Consider the following 19,084-nt stretch of genomic DNA (forward strand, 5'->3'; position numbering starts at 1 on the left):
CCTCAGAGCGGTTGCTGTGCCCAGTGGCGCTGGCGGAACTGGTAATATTGGCCTTGCATACTCAACAGCGCTTGATGGGTACCTTGTTCGATGATTTTACCATTATCCATCACACAAATGTTATCCATTTCCTCTAAGCCTTGCATACGGTGAGTAATGACAATTAATGTCTTATCAGCACATTTTTCCTTGAGCAGCGCTAAAATCTGCTGTTCAGTATGCGCATCAAGCCCTTCCGTTGGCTCATCCATAAGAATTAATGGTGTGTTATGTAACAACGCACGGGCAATGCCTAAGCGACGTTGTTCCCCGCCAGAAAGTTGTCTACCGCCTTCACCCATCCACGCATTAAGCTTTAATTCGTTTTCTAATAAATTACCTAAGCCAACTTGCTGTAATACTTCGCTTAATTCGATATCAGAGGCTTGTTCATTGGCGAGCAATAGATTATTGCGCAATGTATCACTAAAGACATGAACCCGTTGTGGCACAACAGACATCATATTGCGTAACGATTTTTCGCTAAATTCGTTAATAGGCGTGCCATTTAAGTAGATGGTTCCGCTATCAACATCCCAAGCACGGGTTAATAACTGCAGAAGAGTGGATTTACCACAACCTGTTTTGCCTAATAAAGCAAGGTGTTGGCCTTTATTCAACGTTAAAGACACATTGTGAAGAACAGCAAATGGCTGTTCTGGATAGGTAAATGAAATATTATCGACAGTCAGATTTTCTAATGTTGTGATTGAAGGGCTTTCACTTGGGAAATTGACCTCTGGTTTCGCGGTCATTAATTGGGAAACGCGAGTAGCAGATGCAATCACTTGACCCATATGTTGGAAGGCAACAGCAACAGGGCCTAATGCTTCGAAAGCCGCTAGCGCACAGAACACAAATAAAGCAATCAGTGCTCCCGGTTTTGTGTCGCCCCCTACATGGTCGGCAGCCATCCAAAGAAGTAGTGTTGCTGTAACACCAGAGGCAAATAAAATAATGGCTTGAGATAACCCAGTGAGGGCCGCTTGCTGTTGTTGGCGCACTTGCCACTTATTTTCGATATTAAGCAAGTTTTGGCGAAAACGTTCAGTGGCACCAAATAATGTTAACTCAGCTTGTCCTTGCAGTGCTGAGGTTAAAATAGTGCGATAACTTCCACGTAATTCGGTTAGCTCACGGCCAATGGGCTTTCCTGCACGATAAAATATAAATGGCATCGTAAATAGCAAGAACAACATGATGCCACCCAGTGTCCAAGCAAGACGTGGGTCGAGGTAACTTAAACCAAAAATAAGGACAAAGGTAACAAAAAATGCCGTAATGATCGGCGATAAAACCCGCAAATAGAGGTGATCTAGGGTCTCTACGTCAGCGACCAGACGATTGAGTAACTCCCCTTGGCGAAAACGGCTGATCCCCCCCGGCGAAAGGGGCAATACTTTACTAAAAGCAAAAACTCGTAAATGAGCAAGTACCTTAAAGGTCGCATCGTGGCTAACTAAGCGTTCTCCATAACGGCCTGCGGTACGAAAAATTGCAGCACCACGGACACCCGCAGCGGGTAACATGTAATTAAAATAATAAAGACCCGGAAACCCCGCAATTGCGGTTCCAGCTAAAAACCAACCGGAAAGGGTAAGTAAACCAATACTCGCCAGCAAGGTCACAATTGCTAATATGATGCCTAACGTAATTAAAAACCAATGGCGGCGGTAAAGGGCTAAGAAAGGTAATAAAATTTTCATTATCAAAGCTCCTCACTGCGATGGGCAAGTAACTGGGCAAAAGCGCCTTCTGACTGACTCAATTGTGTGTAATTACCTTGCTGAATGATTTGCCCATTAGCCATTACCCAAATTTGGTCGTAATCCAGGGTTTCTTCCAGTAAATGGGTGACTAAGAGGGTCGTTTGCTGGCTTGATAGCTGGTTAAGTGTCTGCATGACACGTTGCTCACTGTGGGAGTCTAGGCTTGCAGCGGGCTCATCTAAAAGTAGCATACGAGATGGTTTCAACAGGGTCCGAGTAACGGCAACTCGCTGAGCTTGGCCGACCGAAAGACGGGCAGCATAGTCACCGAGTTTGGTATTTAGGCCGTCAGGTAAATGAGCTAAGAATTCGGAAACATAGGCATTATCAATAGCCTGTTTAATTTCTGCTTCTGTAGCATTTGGCTTGCCTAAACAGATATTTTCAATCAATGTTTGCTCTGGAAGGTGGGGGTTTTGCCCAACCCAACCCAGTAACTCACGCCATTTGTCAGGGCATAATTCGCGAAGTTCAACGCCATTTATGGTGATGGAGCCGCGATAAGGTAGAAAGCCTAACAATAAATTCAGTAATGAGCTTTTCCCTGCACCACTTTGACCGACAATAGCAATACGTTGTTGTGGCTCAATATTGAAATCTAATGGCCCTGCAAGGCGCACGCCATCATGGGATAAAATTTCTAATTGTTTAGCTTGAATATAGATAGCTTCATTGCTCAGTGTTTGGGTGCCTTGTTGAGCTTTTTGTTCCCCCTCACTGTTTAATAGCGTTTCGAGTGTTTCAGCGGCACCAACAGCTTGTGCTTTAGCGTGGTAGTATGTGCCAAGGTCACGTAATGGTTGGAAAAACTCTGGAGAAAGTATCAAAGCAAGGAAGCCAGCAAACAGTGTGACAGGTAAGCCATAGCTACCAAAGTTCATTTCACCAAGGTAGGAAAATCCAAAATAGACGGCAACAACAGCAATCGAAATCGACGCAAAAAACTCAAGTACGCCTGAAGACAGAAATGCCATTCTGAGTACTTCCATCGTTCTGGAACGAAAATCCTCTGTTGACTCGCGAATTTGCTTAATTTCTGCTTTCTCACGAAAAAATAACCGTAAGGTATCTAGGCCTCGTAACCTATCAAGAAAACTGCCACTTAAACGGCCTAATGCAATAAAATTACGACGGTTAGCGTCTGCCGCACCTAAGCCAACTAATGCCATAAAAATCGGGATCAGCGGGGCAGTGACAAATAAAATGAGGGCGGCTGCCCAGTTAAATGGGAAAATAGCAATCAGGATCATAATGGGGATGATCCCTGCTAAATACATTTGTGGAAGATAGCGTGAATAGTAATCTTGCATGTCTTCAATTTGTTCAAGAATAATCGTAGCCCAACTCCCCGCAGGCTTACCTTTAACCCATACAGGGCCAAGTTCTTGAAGTTTATCGAGTACCATGGTGCGTATTTCTTGGCGCACCACTTGGCCACAACGAAAGCCAACACGTTCTCGTATATAAGTGACAATTGCGCGTAAGACGAAAACGCAGATCAAAAGCATAAAAGGGGTTAATAGCTGTTCTCGAGGAACGTTATCCATAATCAATGCTTGTAAGATAACAGCTAAGAACCAGGCCTGAGCAATAATCAGTAATCCGCTCAAAATGCCTAGTAACATAGAGATCCGCAACCAGCGCTTGGCAGGGGCACTGTGTTGTTTTAACCAACGTACCAATTCAGTCTGTCTTGATTTATCCATAATGATTTAGTTAGCAGGTGTAGTTTTAATGTCATTGAGTATAGTTAGGAAATACCAACCTAACGTTGCTTTTACCATGCGTTATATTGCAGCTGGGCTGTTTTAAACCGCATGAGAACGATAACTTTTTGATCGGGTCACGCAATGGGTGATTATAAGAAAATCTGCGTTTTTGATCTTACCCATAAATTCGAGTATTAGGCTACATCATAACAGCTTCACCACCATATGTTGCATAATAAAAGTGGGTAATTTAAAGTGATTTGTGTTTTGTTATCAAATTGTTTTGTAAAGGTAAATTTAATATTTCAGTAGAGCTTGAGATGTAATAATATTGGGATGTTACTGTATTTTTACGTAATGAAAAGGCGGCTTAACAAAGAAATGTTAAGCCGCCTGCATTTTTAATTAGAATTAAGAAGAGGGGTCTATCATTAACCATTCTTTAGGTTTCAATTTAAAGTTTCCTTTCAATAAATTATCCCAAGCCTGATCTTTTTCTTTTATGGTATCAAATGAGTGAGTTTGCGTATCCATTAACTCCCAGCTTTGTTCCGTTTGTTGCCATATATGGCAATCAATATTAGAGCCACTTGGGTAGGAATAGCACATAACCACATCATCTTGATTGTTTTGGTTAATATCGGCCATAAAGCCAACACATGGGTATGGGTCGTATTGTGAAGTACAATACCATGCACTGCTAAGGTTCTCCCCGAGGTCGAACCAACTATCGGGTATTGTAGGGCTATTTTGAGCTTGAATTAAAACTGACTTTAGCGGTTTTCGCTGTTCTTCTTCATAAGGGCTAGTTTGGAATAGCTTTTGATATTCAGGGTTCTTATTGAGTTGTTCAAAAGCCTGTAGTCCTTTTTCACCTAATTGTTTTAAGTCATAAGCAAGGGAGCTATTGACTTTAATTTTGCCATTTTCAATACCTGCAAGAATACTGTTCAGTGTGATGCGTTTAAAATCAGCTATTGGGCTGTTAATAACTAATATAATGGCAATCAGAGATAAAATTCCTGCTTTATTGATAGACCCCAGATAGGACATCCAAGCTGATTTTTTATAGATAATGGCAATGCTATAAGCAAAAACCAGTGCAAATAGGAATAAGGCAATAGTAAAGGCATACAGGCGTTCAATACTCCAACTATACTGGTTTACTCGCACCAAAATGCCATAAAGAGAAAGCACTGAGAATGCATTGAGTAGAATAATGCTAATTAAAACAAAACCATTTAGGCCTGCACGGAATTGATATTGCGTTGTGCCATCGCCATACACAAAATTAATAAAAATGAGGTTTAAAATTAAAAACCATAGCATCACTGCGGAGCCTAAACCCGCAGAGGTTAAACCTGAAAAATGAGAAACAACGAAACCACCCAAGAAAATAACGGCAACAATATTTAAAAGAGGTAAGAAAAAACGAGCAATAAAGCTAACAAAATTACTGAGTTGTACATTCAATGTTGCGCGTAAAAAAGCTAAACTTACGTTGAAGCCAAGTGCAAAGCTCACCCAATAGATAACGTCGTTATCAAGAGCTTCACTCAAAAAAGTTAGGTTAACAATACCAAATAGAAAACTGGCTATTTTTACGATTAAAGTGAGTAACCCACCTATTGCAGAAGCTAGAACACCTAAAAAGGTATTTTTAATATATAGCCCCATCAAGCAACCGTAGTCGATTTTCCATGTTCTTGTGGTTTGCCACGATTGCATCCAAGGAAGCATAAAAAAGAGTAGAACAGTTAGGGTGATAAAGGCGAAGAATGGGTCTGCATCTGTCGGATTTTGAAAGTCTTGGGAATGCCAGTAATTGAGCCAGAAAATTAACCCAATAATGACAACAATGTTGAGATAGAAAATAGCGGATTTTGCATTGGTAATTAGGTAACTTATTGCTGAAGGAACAAAAATGGCGAGCAAAATAGGTAGATACAGAGTGGTGGCGCTAAGTTGGCTTTCTAGACGGGTAGAGTAATCAGTCGTGGCTGTGATGACGATGCCTTGAATTACGGCAAGTATGACAATAATAAAATAAGAATAACCGCGAATGACATCACGTTCTGATTGTTGCCCCATACCTACACCTTATATTAATTAATGTTATGTAAAAACAGTATAGGCAGTATTAAAAAAGTACAATATAAACTTGGTCTTAAAAATATATGTAAAACTAATAGTTAAGATGGGTAGCATAGGTAATAAAAAAGGCTTCAATTGAGGAAAAATTGAAGCCTATCTAAATCACAATAACTTATTGATTATTTAGATGCTAAACCATCAAGGTAGCGTTCTGCATCTAAGGCTGCCATACAACCTGTACCCGCAGAGGTAATTGCTTGGCGGTATATATGGTCCATGACATCACCTGCAGCGAACACACCTTCAACAGACGTTTGAGTTGCATTGCCTTGAGTGCCAGATTGCACTTTAATATAACCGTTGTCTAAATCTAATTGGCCTTCAAAAATACCGGTATTTGGGCTGTGGCCGATGGCAATAAATGCCCCCATAACAGGAATATCTTCTGTTACATGTGTTTTCGTACACTCTAAGCGCACACCCGTTACGCCCATATCATCACCTAATACTTCATTTAATGTACGGTCGGTATGTAGAATAATATTACCGTTCTCAACTTTATCCATTAAACGATTAATCAGGATTTTTTCCGCACGGAAACTATCACGGCGATGAATTAAATGGACTTCTGAAGCAATGTTAGAAAGGTACAGTGCTTCTTCTACTGCAGTGTTTCCACCACCAACGACAGCGACTTTTTGGTTACGATAGAAGAAACCGTCACAGGTTGCACAAGCTGAAACGCCACGGCCTTTGAACGCTTCTTCTGAAGGTAGGCCGATATAACGAGCGGAAGCCCCTGTCGCAATAATCAGTGCATCACAGGTATATTCATTTTCATCGCCAATTAAACGGAAAGGACGTTGTTTTAAGTCCACTTTTTGGATATGGTCAGATATGATTTCGGTGTCAAATTTTGACGCGTGCTCATGCATGCGTTCCATAAGCCCTGGACCGGTTAAACCTTCTGGGTCACCAGGCCAGTTTTCAACTTCAGTTGTGGTGGTCAATTGACCGCCTTTTTCCACCCCAGTAATCAATGCTGGGTTTAAGTTTGCACGTGCAGCATAGACAGCCGCAGTATAGCCCGCAGGGCCAGAACCAAGAATGATTAACTTGCGATGTGTTGTTGTGCTCATGAATTCCTCTTTAATCTAAAAAGCATTTACGAGATTGTAGGAGAAATAAGAGGCTAACAAAAGTGGTTTAAGTGTAAGTTAGTTTCATTTAGCTTATTTCATCAATAGGTAATACCGACAAAATGTAAGAAAATGTGACAAAAAGTTGCTTGTGTCACGCATCACAATTTTTAGGAATTATCTTGAATTAAGGCTGCGAAACGTTTTACTGGAAAAAAAAGCGAAATCTTGTACTGATTTTTATTCATTTGCTTTGACAATCGGCTGCGCATTTGCGAAAACATCAGTGTAAGAGTTAATTATCTAGCAGATCAATGGAAATGGCGCATTTTTGTTCTTACTGGAAAATTAACTTTACACTACTTACAAATTTAAAATACAAGTAAAAATTGTGGGTGATAATTACATTCACACGAACTTCAGCATTATGAATAAAATTTGCTCCTGAACACGAATTCCTAAATAAATAGAGGTGGTGACTAAGGTGCTTATTTTTAGATGTAGAAAATAACAATTAGAGAAAGAGAGATAAAGAGATGATTGACAATAAAAAGCGTCCTGGCAAAGACCTTGACCGTATCGACAGGAATATATTAAACGAACTACAAAAAGACGGGCGAATTTCTAACGTAGAGCTATCTAAACGAGTTGGTTTATCTCCAACACCTTGTTTAGAGCGTGTACGTCGTCTTGAGAGACAAGGATTTATCTCTGGCTATACGGCGTTATTAAATCCACACTACTTAGATGCATCTTTGCTCGTGTTTGTTGAGATTACACTCAACCGTGGCGCTGCAGATGTGTTTGAGCAATTCAATACTGCAGTTCAAAAACTGGAAGAAATTCAGGAATGTCACCTAGTTTCTGGTGACTTTGACTACCTGTTGAAAACGCGTGTGCCAGATATGTCCGCATATCGTAAACTGTTAGGTGAAACTCTGTTACGTTTACCAGGCGTGAACGACACTCGTACCTATGTAGTTATGGAAGAAGTTAAACAAAGCAATCGCTTAGTGATCAAAACTCGCTAATTATTGCTTTTTAACCTCGATTCAGCACAGCATTTCAGCTTTGTTGCCGCACTGCAGTTTCAACGCTGAGTTTACTCAGCGTTGTTCCGTTTTTCTTACCCCATCTGTTGTTTTATCAAAACATCATGCTTTGTCGTTTAACTGCTTCAACAGGCTACTATCTGAGCCTTTCTATTGTGTTTTACGTAAATTACTAAGCAACTGATAAGTTTTATTTCCAATTTATTGATTCTAAAGCTATAAATATTTAGGATTTTTGACGAGAAATAGAAATTGAATCATCATACATTAGATGGAATACTGCATCTTAGTGCTTTGGTGAGGCCCTGATTTCCCTTAGTCGTTGTAAAGCAGGCAGAGTCAGGCGTTTAATGATAGAATAAACCTAGGTTAGTCAAGAACATCAGTTAGCAAAGAAACAATAATGAGCCAAGAATATACAGAAGATAAACATATCAAATTTAAAAAACTAAGTAGCGGAAGACGGCTATTAGAGGTTATTTTGCTCGCAATATGCTTGAGCGCACTCTTCTTAATGGTGGCTTTATTGAGCTTCAGCCCTTCAGATCCAAGCTGGTCACAAACGACTTGGAATGCCCCTGTGAAAAATTTAGGGGGGAGCGTTGGTTCATGGAGTGCAGATATCCTTTTCTCTGCTTTTGGTATTCTTGCATTTGCAATCCCTCCATTATTGCTTTTAGGGTGTTGGGCGATTTTCCAATATGAAAGTCAACGTCGATATATTGACTTTTTCTCTTTATCATTAAGATTAATTGGTGGGCTAGCGCTTATTTTATCCTCTTGTGGCCTCGCAGCTCTCAATTTTGACGACTTACCTAACTTCGCCTCTGGTGGTGTGATTGGCAGTGTATTTAGTAGTGCAATTATGCCGTGGTTCAATTCATTAGGTGCCACTTTAGCATTACTGTTTTTATGGGCGATAAGCTTTACGCTGTTTACTGGGTGGTCATGGCTTACCATTGCAGAAAAAATTGGTGCAGCCGTCCTTCTCCCGATTACGTTGCTAACAAATCGAGCAAGGGGAGACGATTTAGATGATTATGATTACGATGTTGAAGAAACTGAAGGGGCTTTACAGCGTGCGCAAGAAGCAGAGCACAGAGCCAATGATGACTTAGAACACATTGATGTTGATGATGTTTTATTTTCTGCACCCACAGTGGCTGAATTAGTCACAGAAGTCGACCCAACAACGGTAAAAACGACGAGCGAAGCGATTACAGCGCCAGAAAATCCAATCCCTTCGGTCAATCAAAATGAATTAGAACAAGATCCAGAACCCGCTTTCTCGACAGTGGATGAACCGAGCACATATCATTTTGAAGTACCAGAAGATTACCAACCTAAGCTCGGTGCTGGTTTTGATGCAATATCAGAAACAGCTAATGAGCCGTTAGTTCAATCGTCTGCGTATGTTGCACCAGAAGAACCGATGTTTGGTGTTCATCATAATCAACAAACAGAGCCTCAAAAACACGATAATATCGCTTCTCCAGGGTACTCGAATAATCAGGCAACATCTGTTAATCAAGCGGCGTTTGAACCACAGGCGACATCAGTGTCATCACTTGATCCTTCAAATATAACGCAAAACATTATTCCGTCATCTGTCACTGAAAGGGTTTCTAACCCGGCTGCATTAGCGGCTGCAGGTATTTCAGTCGCGGCACTGGAGCGTCATGCTCAAGTTAAACAAAATATGGAGCCAGAGCTTCCGCGACCTAATCCTGTTCGTTTACCGACGCGTCGTGAATTATATGGCATTCGCATTCCGTCGTTACGTGATGCAGAACTACAACGGCGTGAAGAAGAGGCCTCTAAACGTGAGCAGGTGTATCAGCAGTGGTCTGCAAGTGAGTCTGACGAGCCTGCAACTGATGATGAAGCGCAACAAGACGAATTACTACGAGCGCAGTTTTTAGAACAGCAACGCGAACGTTATGGTGATGTTGATGAAACTGATTATGAAGCACCGTTAAATAGCGTGCATTCTAATGAAGACCAATTGCAAAATGAGCCAATGGCAGAAAATAAAGCCAGCGCATTTACGCAGCCAGAGATTGAACACCGCTGGGCGTCGGCTTCACAACAATCTAATAATACACATACAATTCCAGAGCCTGAGGAAGTCCCACCAACACTGGATAACAGCTATCAGCCGCAGTTTACGCAAGCGTATTCTTCTCAAGAACAAGAGGACTTTGAGCCTAAGATTGATTTAAGAAAAGAGTTTTCTGTACTGGATAGTTTTACTCCTGTTGATGATTTGGTTGACAATGAGCCTGCAGACCCATTATTTATGCCATCATTTAGCGCGACTTCCGTTCCACCTGCAGTTCCACAAAATAATATTGCAGAAGGGCTTGGCAATTCACCGTCAATAACTCAAACTTTTGCGCAGCCACAGCAGCCACAGCAGCCACAGCAGCCACAGCAGCCACAGCAGCCACAGCAGCCACAGCAGCCACAGCAGCCACAGCAGCCACAGCAGCCACAGCAGCCACAGCAGCCACAGCAGCCACAGCAGCCACAGCAGCCACAGCAGCCACAGCAGCCACAGCAGCCACAGCAGCCACAGCAGGATAGCTTATTCCACCCGTTCTTAGTGCGTAATGACCAACCATTACCAAAGCCAACAACCCCAATGCCGTCTCTTGATTTGCTGGCAAGTCCGCCAGCGCAAGAAGAGCCAGTGGATATGTTCAAACTAGAACAAACAGCAAGGCTGATTGAAGCAAGGCTAAATGATTATCGTGTTAAAGCTGAAGTGGTTGGGTTTTCTCCAGGTCCTGTTATTACTCGGTTTGAACTTGACCTAGCACCGGGAGTAAAAGCAGCACGGATATCAACATTGTCACGTGACCTTGCTCGTTCATTATCAACCGTAGCTGTACGCGTTGTAGAAGTGATACCGGGTAAACCTTATGTGGGCCTTGAACTCCCTAATGAGAAACGGCAAACCGTTTATTTAAGTGAAGTCTTAGATTGCGATGACTTCCGTAAAAATCCGTCACCACTGACAATCGTGCTAGGTAAAGATATTGAAGGCGACCCCGTTGTTGCTGATTTAGCGAAAATGCCGCACTTGCTCGTTGCGGGGACAACCGGCTCTGGTAAGTCGGTTGGGGTGAATGCAATGATCCTCAGCATCTTGTATAAAGCGAAACCAGAAGATGTCCGCTTTATCATGATTGACCCGAAAATGCTCGAGTTATCCATTTATGAAGGTATCCCGCACCTATTGACGGAAGTGGTTACTGACATGAAAGATGCAGCGAATGCTTTGCGTTGGTGTGTGAATGAAATGGAACGCCGTTATAAACTGATGTCTGCGTTAGGGGTACGTAACCTCGCGGGGTATAACGAGCGCATCAAAGCGGCAGAAGAAATGGGGCGGCCAATCCCTGATCCACATTGGAAACCCGGTGATAGCATGGATGTCGAACATCCAACGCTGAAAAAAGAGCCTTACATTGTCGTCATGGTTGATGAATTTGCTGACTTAATGATGACGGCAGGTAAAAAAGTGGAAGAGTTAATTGCACGGTTGGCTCAAAAAGCGCGTGCAGCAGGTATTCATTTGGTATTGGCAACTCAGCGGCCATCGGTTGATATCATTACTGGACTAATCAAAGCAAATATTCCAACGCGGATTGCATTTACGGTATCCAGTAAGATTGACTCACGCACGATCCTTGACCAAGGTGGAGCTGAGTCGTTATTAGGTATGGGGGATATGCTGTATTTACCACCAAACTCTTCAATACCTGTGCGGGTACACGGTGCCTTTGTTCGTGACCAAGAGGTTCATGCTGTTGTGAATGACTGGAAAGCTCGCGGTAAACCACAATATATTGATAGCATCACAACCTGTAGTGATGATAGCGAAGGTGGTGGTTATGATAGCGGTGGTGAAGAGCTCGACCCACTGTTTGACCAAGCAGTTGAGTTTGTTGTTGAGAAACAACGCGTTTCCATTTCTGGGGTTCAACGCCAATTTAGGATTGGTTATAACCGAGCTGCAAGGATTGTCGAGCAAATGGAAATCCAAGGTATTGTCAGTGAGCAAGGGCACAATGGTAACCGTGAAGTTCTGGCTCCTCCGTCAATGGGACATTAATAATTTAGTGTGCTAATTGCTGGTTTAATTTAAGGGGTGTATAAAGACGTAACACCTCTTATGGTAATAATTTTAAGGTCTTTCATCGATGAAAAAAATGATGTTATTGGGTGCGTTAGCCCTAAGTTTACATATTGGCCAAGTATTGGCAGACGCAAGCCAAGACCTTCAAGAACGTTTGAATAAGGTCAATAGCTTCCAAGCTAGCTTCTCGCAGAAGGTGACGAGTCCTGAAGGGGATTTGGTTCAAGAAGGTGTTGGGGACTTATGGCTTGAGCGTCCAAATTTATTTAATTGGAACATGACATCACCGGATGAAAGTGTACTTGTGTCTGATGGAAAAAATTTGTGGTTTTATAACCCGTTTGTCGAGCAAGTGACCGTGACTAATTTAGCGGATGCCACGCAGGATACGCCATTTTTACTGATTACGCGTAACGACCCGAAAGATTGGAAACAGTACTCAATCATTCAGCAGGGAAATACGTTTGATTTAAAACCAAAACAAACTAGTGGAACTTTAAAACGTTTTTCCATTACGGTTTCTCCCGAAGGGACGATTGAGCAGTTTTCAGCGGTTGAGCAAGATGGCCAAACTAGCGCTTATCAATTAAAAGAGCAGAAAAATGGTCGCGTTGATGCAAGTAAATTCAAATTTACAGTACCAAAAGGCGTCACTTTAGATGACCAGCGCTCAAATACCAAATAAGATTGATTAGAGAAAATATTAACCAGCAGTATTCATATTTGCTGGTTAATATATAAGATATTTTAAGAAGTAAAAAAGAGGATATCGTGGGTAACCTGTCTCTTGATTTTTCGCAGAATGAATTTCAACCTTTAGCAGCAAGAATGCGGCCTGAAACCCTTGAGCAATATATTGGGCAAAAGCATTTACTGGCAGAGGGGAAACCGTTGCCACGTGCGATTAAAGCGGGTCATCTGCACTCCATGATTTTATGGGGGCCGCCAGGAACAGGTAAAACAACGCTTGCTGAAATTATTGGTAATTATGCACAAGCCGATATTGAACGTATTTCAGCAGTCACCTCTGGTATTAAAGAAATTCGAGAATCCATTGAAAAAGCTCGGCAAAATCGCAGTGCAGGGCGAAGAACCATTTTATTTGTCGATGAGGTTCATCGTTTTAATAAAAGCCAGCAAGATGCATTTTTACCACACATAGAAGATGGCACGATTACATTTATTGGTGCGACAACAGAAAATCCATCATTTGAATTAAATTCTGCATTGTTATCGCGTGCTAGGGTGTATTTGCTTAAATCCCTTGAAGAAAATGATATTGAACAGGTATTGTTGCAAGCACTGGCTGACACCTCTCGTGGCCTTGGAGGGCAAAATGTTGTTCTGCCTGATAGCACGCGCAAAATGGTTGCTCAGTTGGTTAATGGGGATGCTAGGCGTTCATTAAATCTGCTGGAAATGATGGCGGATATGGCCGAAGCGGATAGCCAAGGGCAGCGTATTTTATCCGCTGATTTATTAAAAGAAGTCAGTGGTGAACGAACCGCAAGGTTTGATAACAAAGGCGACCGTTATTACGACTTAATTTCTGCTTTGCATAAGTCGATTAGAGGCTCAGCACCAGATGCCGCACTGTACTGGTTTGCAAGGATCATCACCGCGGGTGGTGACCCACTGTATGTTGCTCGCCGGCTACTTGCAATTGCATCAGAAGATGTGGGTAATGCGGATCCTCGTGCGATGCAAGTCGCCATTTCAGCTTGGGATTGCTTCACGCGTGTGGGGCCAGCCGAAGGTGAGCGTGCGATTGCCCAAGCCATTGTTTATTTAGCATGTGCGCCGAAAAGTAATGCGGTTTATACCGCCTATAAGGCAGCGATTAAAGATGCGCAAATGCAGCCGGATTACGATGTGCCAGAACATCTTCGAAATGCCCCAACTAAACTATTAAAAGAAATGGGTGCAGGGAAAGAATATCGTTATGCGCATGATGAACCGAACGCATATGCTGCGGGGGAAAACTATTTTCCTGAACCTATGCAAACAACGCGTTATTACTACCCTACGAAACGGGGTCAAGAAAGCAAGTTTGCTGAAAAACTAGACTGGTTAGCCCAACAGGATCAAATTAGCACCACAAAACGCTATCGCTAAACTGGGCAATGCGGTAAGGTTATATAGCGAAATACTTTACTTTATTTGTTGTGCTGGAATGCACCTCAAAAAGTGTCATTAATTACTAACAATAATCACAGGATAAGCATGCTCGATCCCAATTTACTGCGTACGGAGCTAGACGCGGTTGCTGAAAAACTGGCTCGCAGGGGTTTTACCCTTGATGTGGAAAAGCTGCGTGAATTAGAAGAACGCCGCAAAGTTTTACAAGTTGAAACTGAAACCCTGCAAGCAGACCGTAACTCGCGATCGAAAACTATTGGTGCGGCGAAGGCACGTGGTGAAGATATCGAACCATTACGTCTGGAAGTTAACCAATTAGGCGAAAAATTGGATTCTGCAAAAGCAGAGTTAGATAAGCTGCAACAAGAAATCCGTGATATTGCCTTAAGTATCCCGAATATCCCAGATGACCAAGTGCCTGATGGTAAAGATGATTCTGACAACGTTGAGGTTGCACGTTGGGGCGAGCCTCGTCAGTATGATTTCGAAGTTAAAGACCATGTCAGTCTTGGCGAGTTATCCGGTGGCTTAGACTTCCCAGCTGCGGTAAAACTGACTGGCGCTCGTTTTGTTGTTATGAAAGGGCAAATTGCTCGTATGCACCGTGCATTGGCACAATTCATGCTTGATTTGCATACTGAACAACATGGTTACCAAGAGTTGTATGTTCCGTATTTAGTCAACCATGACACATTGTACGGAACTGGCCAATTACCAAAGTTTGGTGAAGATTTGTTCCATACTAAACCATTGGAAGAGGAAGCGGACAGCAGTACTTATGCGTTGATCCCAACCGCAGAAGTCCCGGTGACTAACTTAGTTCGCGATGAAATTTTAGATGAAGACTCACTTCCTCTGAAAATGACTGCACATACCCCTTGTTTCCGTTCTGAAGCAGGGTCTTATGGCCGTGACACACGCGGTTTGATCCGTATGCATCAGTTCGACAAAGTTGAGTTAGTGCAAATCGTTCATCCAGAAAAATCCATGGATGCATTGGAAGAGCTGACTGGCCATGCCGAAAAAGTATTACAATTACTGAACTTGCCTTATCGTAAAGTGATTTTATGCACTGGTGATATTGGTTTTGGTTCACGTAAAACCTATGACTTAGAAGTGTGGTTACCAGCGCAAAATACGTATCGTGAAATTTCATCTTGTTCCAACATGTGGGACTTCCAAGCGCGTCGTATGCAAGCTCGTTTCCGTGGTAAGAGTGATAAGAAAACACAACTTGTTCATACTCTGAATGGTTCCGGTTTAGCGGTTGGTCGTACATTGGTGGCGATTTTAGAAAACTACCAATTAGCAGATGGCCGTATTGAAGTTCCAGAAGTATTGCGCCCATATATGAAAGGGTTAGAGTTCATCGGTTAATTTCCGTTACTCCTTCAAACATAAAACGCGACTGATGGTAGTCGCGTTTTTTTTTGTGTAATTTAAAGTGTTTTGGTAAAAACATCCTCAGGCTAAGCCTGATCCCACCTCAATATTTTCCAAATAGCGACATTTAATGTAGGACATTAATCTACGGTAAAGTAAATTTATCGGAGTGATATTGATGGGTGTAATTATTGGTGTTTTCTTATTAGCAGGTATTGTAAAAGGAGTGATTGGACTAGGGTTACCAACAATCGCAATGGGATTATTAAGCACGTCAATGGAGCCTGTTGCCGCTGCTAGCTTGTTAATTATTCCTTCGTTAATCACGAATATATGGCAATTATTAATTGGTCCACAATTTATGGCGCTAATCAAACGGCTCAGTGGTTTTATTATTGGGGTCATGCTTGGCACATTATTCAGTTTTTTACCTTCTTTAACCTCGGCATCTCGCTGGACACTCCCTGCACTGGGTATCGTACTTATTATTTATGGGATATGGGGTTTAGTGGCTAAAAAAATGCCATCTTCCGAGAAATATGAAACATGGCTTTCGCCAACAGTGGGTTATATCACAGGTGTGATTACGGCTGCTACCGGAGTATTTGTTATTCCAGCTGTTCCGTATTTACAAACATTAAAATTAAATAAAGATGAGCTTATTCAGGCTCTAGGGTTAGCATTTACCGCATCAACAGTTGCATTAGCCATTAGATTATCCATTGACCAGCAACAGTATGATATTAATTGGAGTTTATCTGCCTTTGCCTTAATTCCTGCTATTGGTGGAATGTATCTTGGCCAATATTTTCGCCAGATCATTAGTGAAAAGGTATTTCGTCGTTGCTTTTTTATTGGGTTAACAGGATTAGGAATTTACATGGCGGCAAACTTAGCTTTCAGATGACCAGTTAATTAAAAAATGAATAAACTCGTTGGTATAATCAGGTAATTGGCTGAAATCTCGTGCGCAGATAACTAATTTTCGACATGCCCAATCTTCGGTCAATTGCACTATTTTAGTAGTAGAAAGTTGACTACGCTGTGCCGCTTGTTTGGGAATAATAGCAATGCCAATGCCATCATTAACCCCTTGCATTACAGCATCTAGAGTTGGCATGCGTACCCGGTAGTTGAGCCGTTTGCCTTGTTGTTTGGCATTATTATCAATATGTTTTTGTAATGGGTTATCTTCTATCAACCCCACAAATTCAGCATCAATAATATCAGAAAATGGAACACTCTTTTGGCTCGCCCAAAAGCTATCTTTATGGGCAAAAACGACTAATTCACCTGAGCTGAATGGTTGAATATCCAGACCAGTGAGGTCAGTAGAATCTGCGATAATACCAATATCTGCAATTTTATTTTTGATGGCAGTGACGATGTTAGCACTTGGCATTTCCTTCACGGATACAGACATAATGGGGTGTTGTCGTAAATATGCGCTAATACGGGCGGGTAAAAATTCCATTTGGGCAGAAGTATTACAAAGAATATTAATATGCCCACGCAGGTGTTGACTATATTGTCGCAGTTCATCTTGCATTAATTCAATTTGCTGCAAAACTGTTTTCGCATGCTCAATAAATACATGGCCTGCATTCGATAATGAAACACCTTTCACTGAACGAATAAATATAACGATGTTTAATTCGTTTTCTAGCCCACGTATTCGTTCACTTGCAGATTGCAGTGTAATATAAGTTAGTTTCGCTCCTTGGGTGATACTTCCTGCATTGGCGACATTAACACACAGTTTTAAATCAGTGATATCGAAATACATGGAAAACAACTCCAATTTATGAAAAGAAGAGGGAAATTATCATTTAAAGGAATATATGTGAATTTTTTCGGGATAGCAAAAAGGAAAGCAAATGCTTTCCTTTTTTTAGAACTAATGATTTAACAAAGTCGTCAAATCATCATATTTTGGTTTATTTTACTTGCGAGAAAAACAGGCTACGGTAGCTGCTGTAATAGCAAACATACATAATTGGCATAGAAACTAATAAACCTAAACCTAATGGAATAACTGAAATTATCATTAAGATAGAGATAACGATAAAGAACAGAATACCTGGCAGGATGTTTTTCTTAACGGCTTGTAAGCTTGCAGAAATTGCAGCGCCAACCGTGAAATCATGGTTCATCACTAATGCAGGAGCAAACCAAGTTAAGGCTGTACCCACTAATGCTGCAACGGCCATGATGATGATTGCAAAGAAGAATGTACCTGAAGAGGCAAGGATAGCAGCGTCTGATGGCGCACCATATTGGTTGCTTTCCATCAGTAAACCGAACATTGCAGAACCACCGATAATAAATGCGATGATCATACCAACTAAGTTAGCAGCAAAGTTGATTGCGCCTACAGCAAACAACGTACCAAATTTATTTTGGAAGCCTGCAAATAGTAAGCCGATTTCTGCTTGACCTGTTTTACGTTGATTTTCACTGATAGCAATAATACCACCGATAAAAATAGGTGTAATAAATGTAATTAATAAATTTAAGAATGGGATCATTGAAATGATAAAGATCACAGCAAACAGAACAATGTTAATCAAGATCCACATTCCCAGTTTTTCTTTAACGAGAGACCATGATTGGCTGATCCAGTTAACACCTTCGCCTGCATCTACTGCACGCGGTTCTGCGTGAAAAACAAATGTATCAGCTTGCGTTTGCGCATTAATTGTAGGTGCAGGGTTGTTATCTGCACTGAAGTTTTCATTATTCATAATAAAAAAGGAACCTGTTAGTCGTAGTGAATTAGCGATTAATTATTATTAATAAGTTTTTTGAGCTTATACTCATTCTTGTAACTTATCGGCAGTAGTATGCAGATAAGTTAGCTTATTATAAAGCAGACTATTCTGGTAAGGTATTTTTGATTAGAATTTTCTTGTATAAAATATTTTCTATCGAACTAAGATAGTTATCTATGCCTTAATGCACTGAATAGAATACGAATATTTAGTATATTTAGTGAAAAAAGCTATTTTGGGTTCTATCAACAAGGTTGAATCGTCAATTAAATAATCACGATTCATAATAATTCAGTAAGATTTTATTTAATTTAAAAGCTAAATAAGTGATATTGGGTAAGCATCTAACGGCTTAATTTCTTTAAGTACAAACATACTTTGCATTTCTTTGATACCCGGTAGCTGGCGAATAACTGTCATAGCAAAGTCGGCATAGGAGTCTAAATCATGGGATACAACCTGTAGTAAAAAGTCAGAATCACCACCAATACTGTAGCAAGCGACGACATTTTCTAGCTCAGTCACTTCTTGTTCAAATTTTTGTGCTTCAGCCTCGCTATCACTATCAATAATGACGCGAACAAAAACCATGACGCCTAAGCCAATCTTCCTACGATTGAGAATGGCGCGATACCCTTGAATAACATTTTCTTCTTCTAATTTTTTAACCCTTCGCCAACAGGGAGAGGCCGACATGCCTACTTTTTCGGCAAGTACTTGGTTAGTTATTCGAGCGTCATCTTGTAGTAACTTCAGTATTTTTATTTCTGTCTTGTCTATTGCCATAAATGGAAAACTCTACCTTGAAAGGGCTTTTAATAGGATAAATTCACCTAAATCTTAGC

13 protein-coding genes are annotated in these 19,084 nt (G+C 41.3%); 6 read left to right on the forward strand and 7 right to left on the reverse strand.

Annotation, left to right across the window (positions count from 1 at the left end; translation table 11 throughout):
• Nucleotides 1–2: 2 nt before the first annotated feature.
• The 4 genes from cydC to trxB all read right to left on the reverse strand — a co-directional run bounded on the left by cydC (nt 3) and on the right by trxB (nt 6,750).
• Complete coding sequence (gene cydC / locus CYG50_RS04545; RefSeq protein WP_102138450.1) at nt 3–1,745, reverse strand: heme ABC transporter ATP-binding protein/permease CydC; 1,743 nt, start codon at nt 1,743–1,745, stop codon at nt 3–5.
• Between the two features lie 2 nt (nt 1,746–1,747).
• The gene (cydD, locus tag CYG50_RS04550; protein ID WP_102138451.1) at nt 1,748–3,514 is read right to left on the reverse strand and encodes a heme ABC transporter permease/ATP-binding protein CydD; all 1,767 of its coding nucleotides are present in this window, start codon (nt 3,512–3,514) and stop codon (nt 1,748–1,750) included.
• 414 nt (nt 3,515–3,928) lie between these two features.
• Entirely contained in the window at nt 3,929–5,608 is a 1,680-nt protein-coding gene (locus CYG50_RS04555) for a DUF7057 domain-containing protein (RefSeq protein ID WP_102138452.1), read from the reverse strand.
• Nucleotides 5,609–5,790: 182 nt separating this feature from the next.
• The gene (gene trxB / locus CYG50_RS04560) at nt 5,791–6,750 is read right to left on the reverse strand and encodes a thioredoxin-disulfide reductase (RefSeq protein ID WP_004909448.1); all 960 of its coding nucleotides are present in this window, start codon (nt 6,748–6,750) and stop codon (nt 5,791–5,793) included.
• Between the two features lie 536 nt (nt 6,751–7,286).
• On the opposite strand from trxB, the gene lrp reads away from it, so the two are divergent.
• From lrp to CYG50_RS04590, 6 genes are all read left to right on the forward strand, one after another.
• Nucleotides 7,287–7,781, forward strand: a complete 495-nt coding sequence (lrp, locus tag CYG50_RS04565; RefSeq protein WP_004256338.1) for a leucine-responsive transcriptional regulator Lrp — start codon at nt 7,287–7,289, stop codon at nt 7,779–7,781.
• Nucleotides 7,782–8,205: 424 nt separating this feature from the next.
• On the forward strand, nt 8,206–11,922 hold the full coding sequence (locus tag CYG50_RS04570) for a DNA translocase FtsK 4TM domain-containing protein (protein ID WP_116068776.1): 3,717 nt from the start codon (nt 8,206–8,208) through the stop codon (nt 11,920–11,922).
• An 88-nt stretch (nt 11,923–12,010) separates the two neighbouring features.
• Complete coding sequence (lolA, locus tag CYG50_RS04575) at nt 12,011–12,631, forward strand: outer membrane lipoprotein periplasmic chaperone LolA (RefSeq protein WP_102138454.1); 621 nt, start codon at nt 12,011–12,013, stop codon at nt 12,629–12,631.
• An 86-nt stretch (nt 12,632–12,717) separates the two neighbouring features.
• The gene (locus CYG50_RS04580; RefSeq protein ID WP_102138455.1) at nt 12,718–14,061 is read left to right on the forward strand and encodes a replication-associated recombination protein A; all 1,344 of its coding nucleotides are present in this window, start codon (nt 12,718–12,720) and stop codon (nt 14,059–14,061) included.
• Between the two features lie 108 nt (nt 14,062–14,169).
• Nucleotides 14,170–15,462, forward strand: a complete 1,293-nt coding sequence (serS, locus tag CYG50_RS04585) for a serine--tRNA ligase (protein ID WP_004256329.1) — start codon at nt 14,170–14,172, stop codon at nt 15,460–15,462.
• 184 nt (nt 15,463–15,646) lie between these two features.
• The gene (locus CYG50_RS04590; RefSeq protein ID WP_102138456.1) at nt 15,647–16,375 is read left to right on the forward strand and encodes a sulfite exporter TauE/SafE family protein; all 729 of its coding nucleotides are present in this window, start codon (nt 15,647–15,649) and stop codon (nt 16,373–16,375) included.
• Here CYG50_RS04590 and CYG50_RS04595 read toward each other — a convergent pair.
• From CYG50_RS04595 to CYG50_RS04605, 3 genes are all read right to left on the reverse strand, one after another.
• Nucleotides 16,361–17,254 (reverse strand): LysR substrate-binding domain-containing protein, encoded by an 894-nt coding sequence (locus CYG50_RS04595; protein ID WP_102138457.1) that lies wholly within the window; start codon nt 17,252–17,254, stop codon nt 16,361–16,363. The two genes, CYG50_RS04590 and CYG50_RS04595, sit on opposite strands and share 15 nt — an antisense overlap.
• Before the next feature lie 151 nt (nt 17,255–17,405).
• Complete coding sequence (locus CYG50_RS04600) at nt 17,406–18,212, reverse strand: BPSS1780 family membrane protein (RefSeq protein WP_102138458.1); 807 nt, start codon at nt 18,210–18,212, stop codon at nt 17,406–17,408.
• Nucleotides 18,213–18,557: 345 nt separating this feature from the next.
• On the reverse strand, nt 18,558–19,025 hold the full coding sequence (locus tag CYG50_RS04605; protein WP_102138459.1) for an Lrp/AsnC family transcriptional regulator: 468 nt from the start codon (nt 19,023–19,025) through the stop codon (nt 18,558–18,560).
• Nucleotides 19,026–19,084 lie beyond the last annotated feature (59 nt).

The organism is Providencia huaxiensis (assembly GCF_002843235.3).
GTDB classification, from domain to species: domain Bacteria; phylum Pseudomonadota; class Gammaproteobacteria; order Enterobacterales; family Enterobacteriaceae; genus Providencia; species Providencia huaxiensis.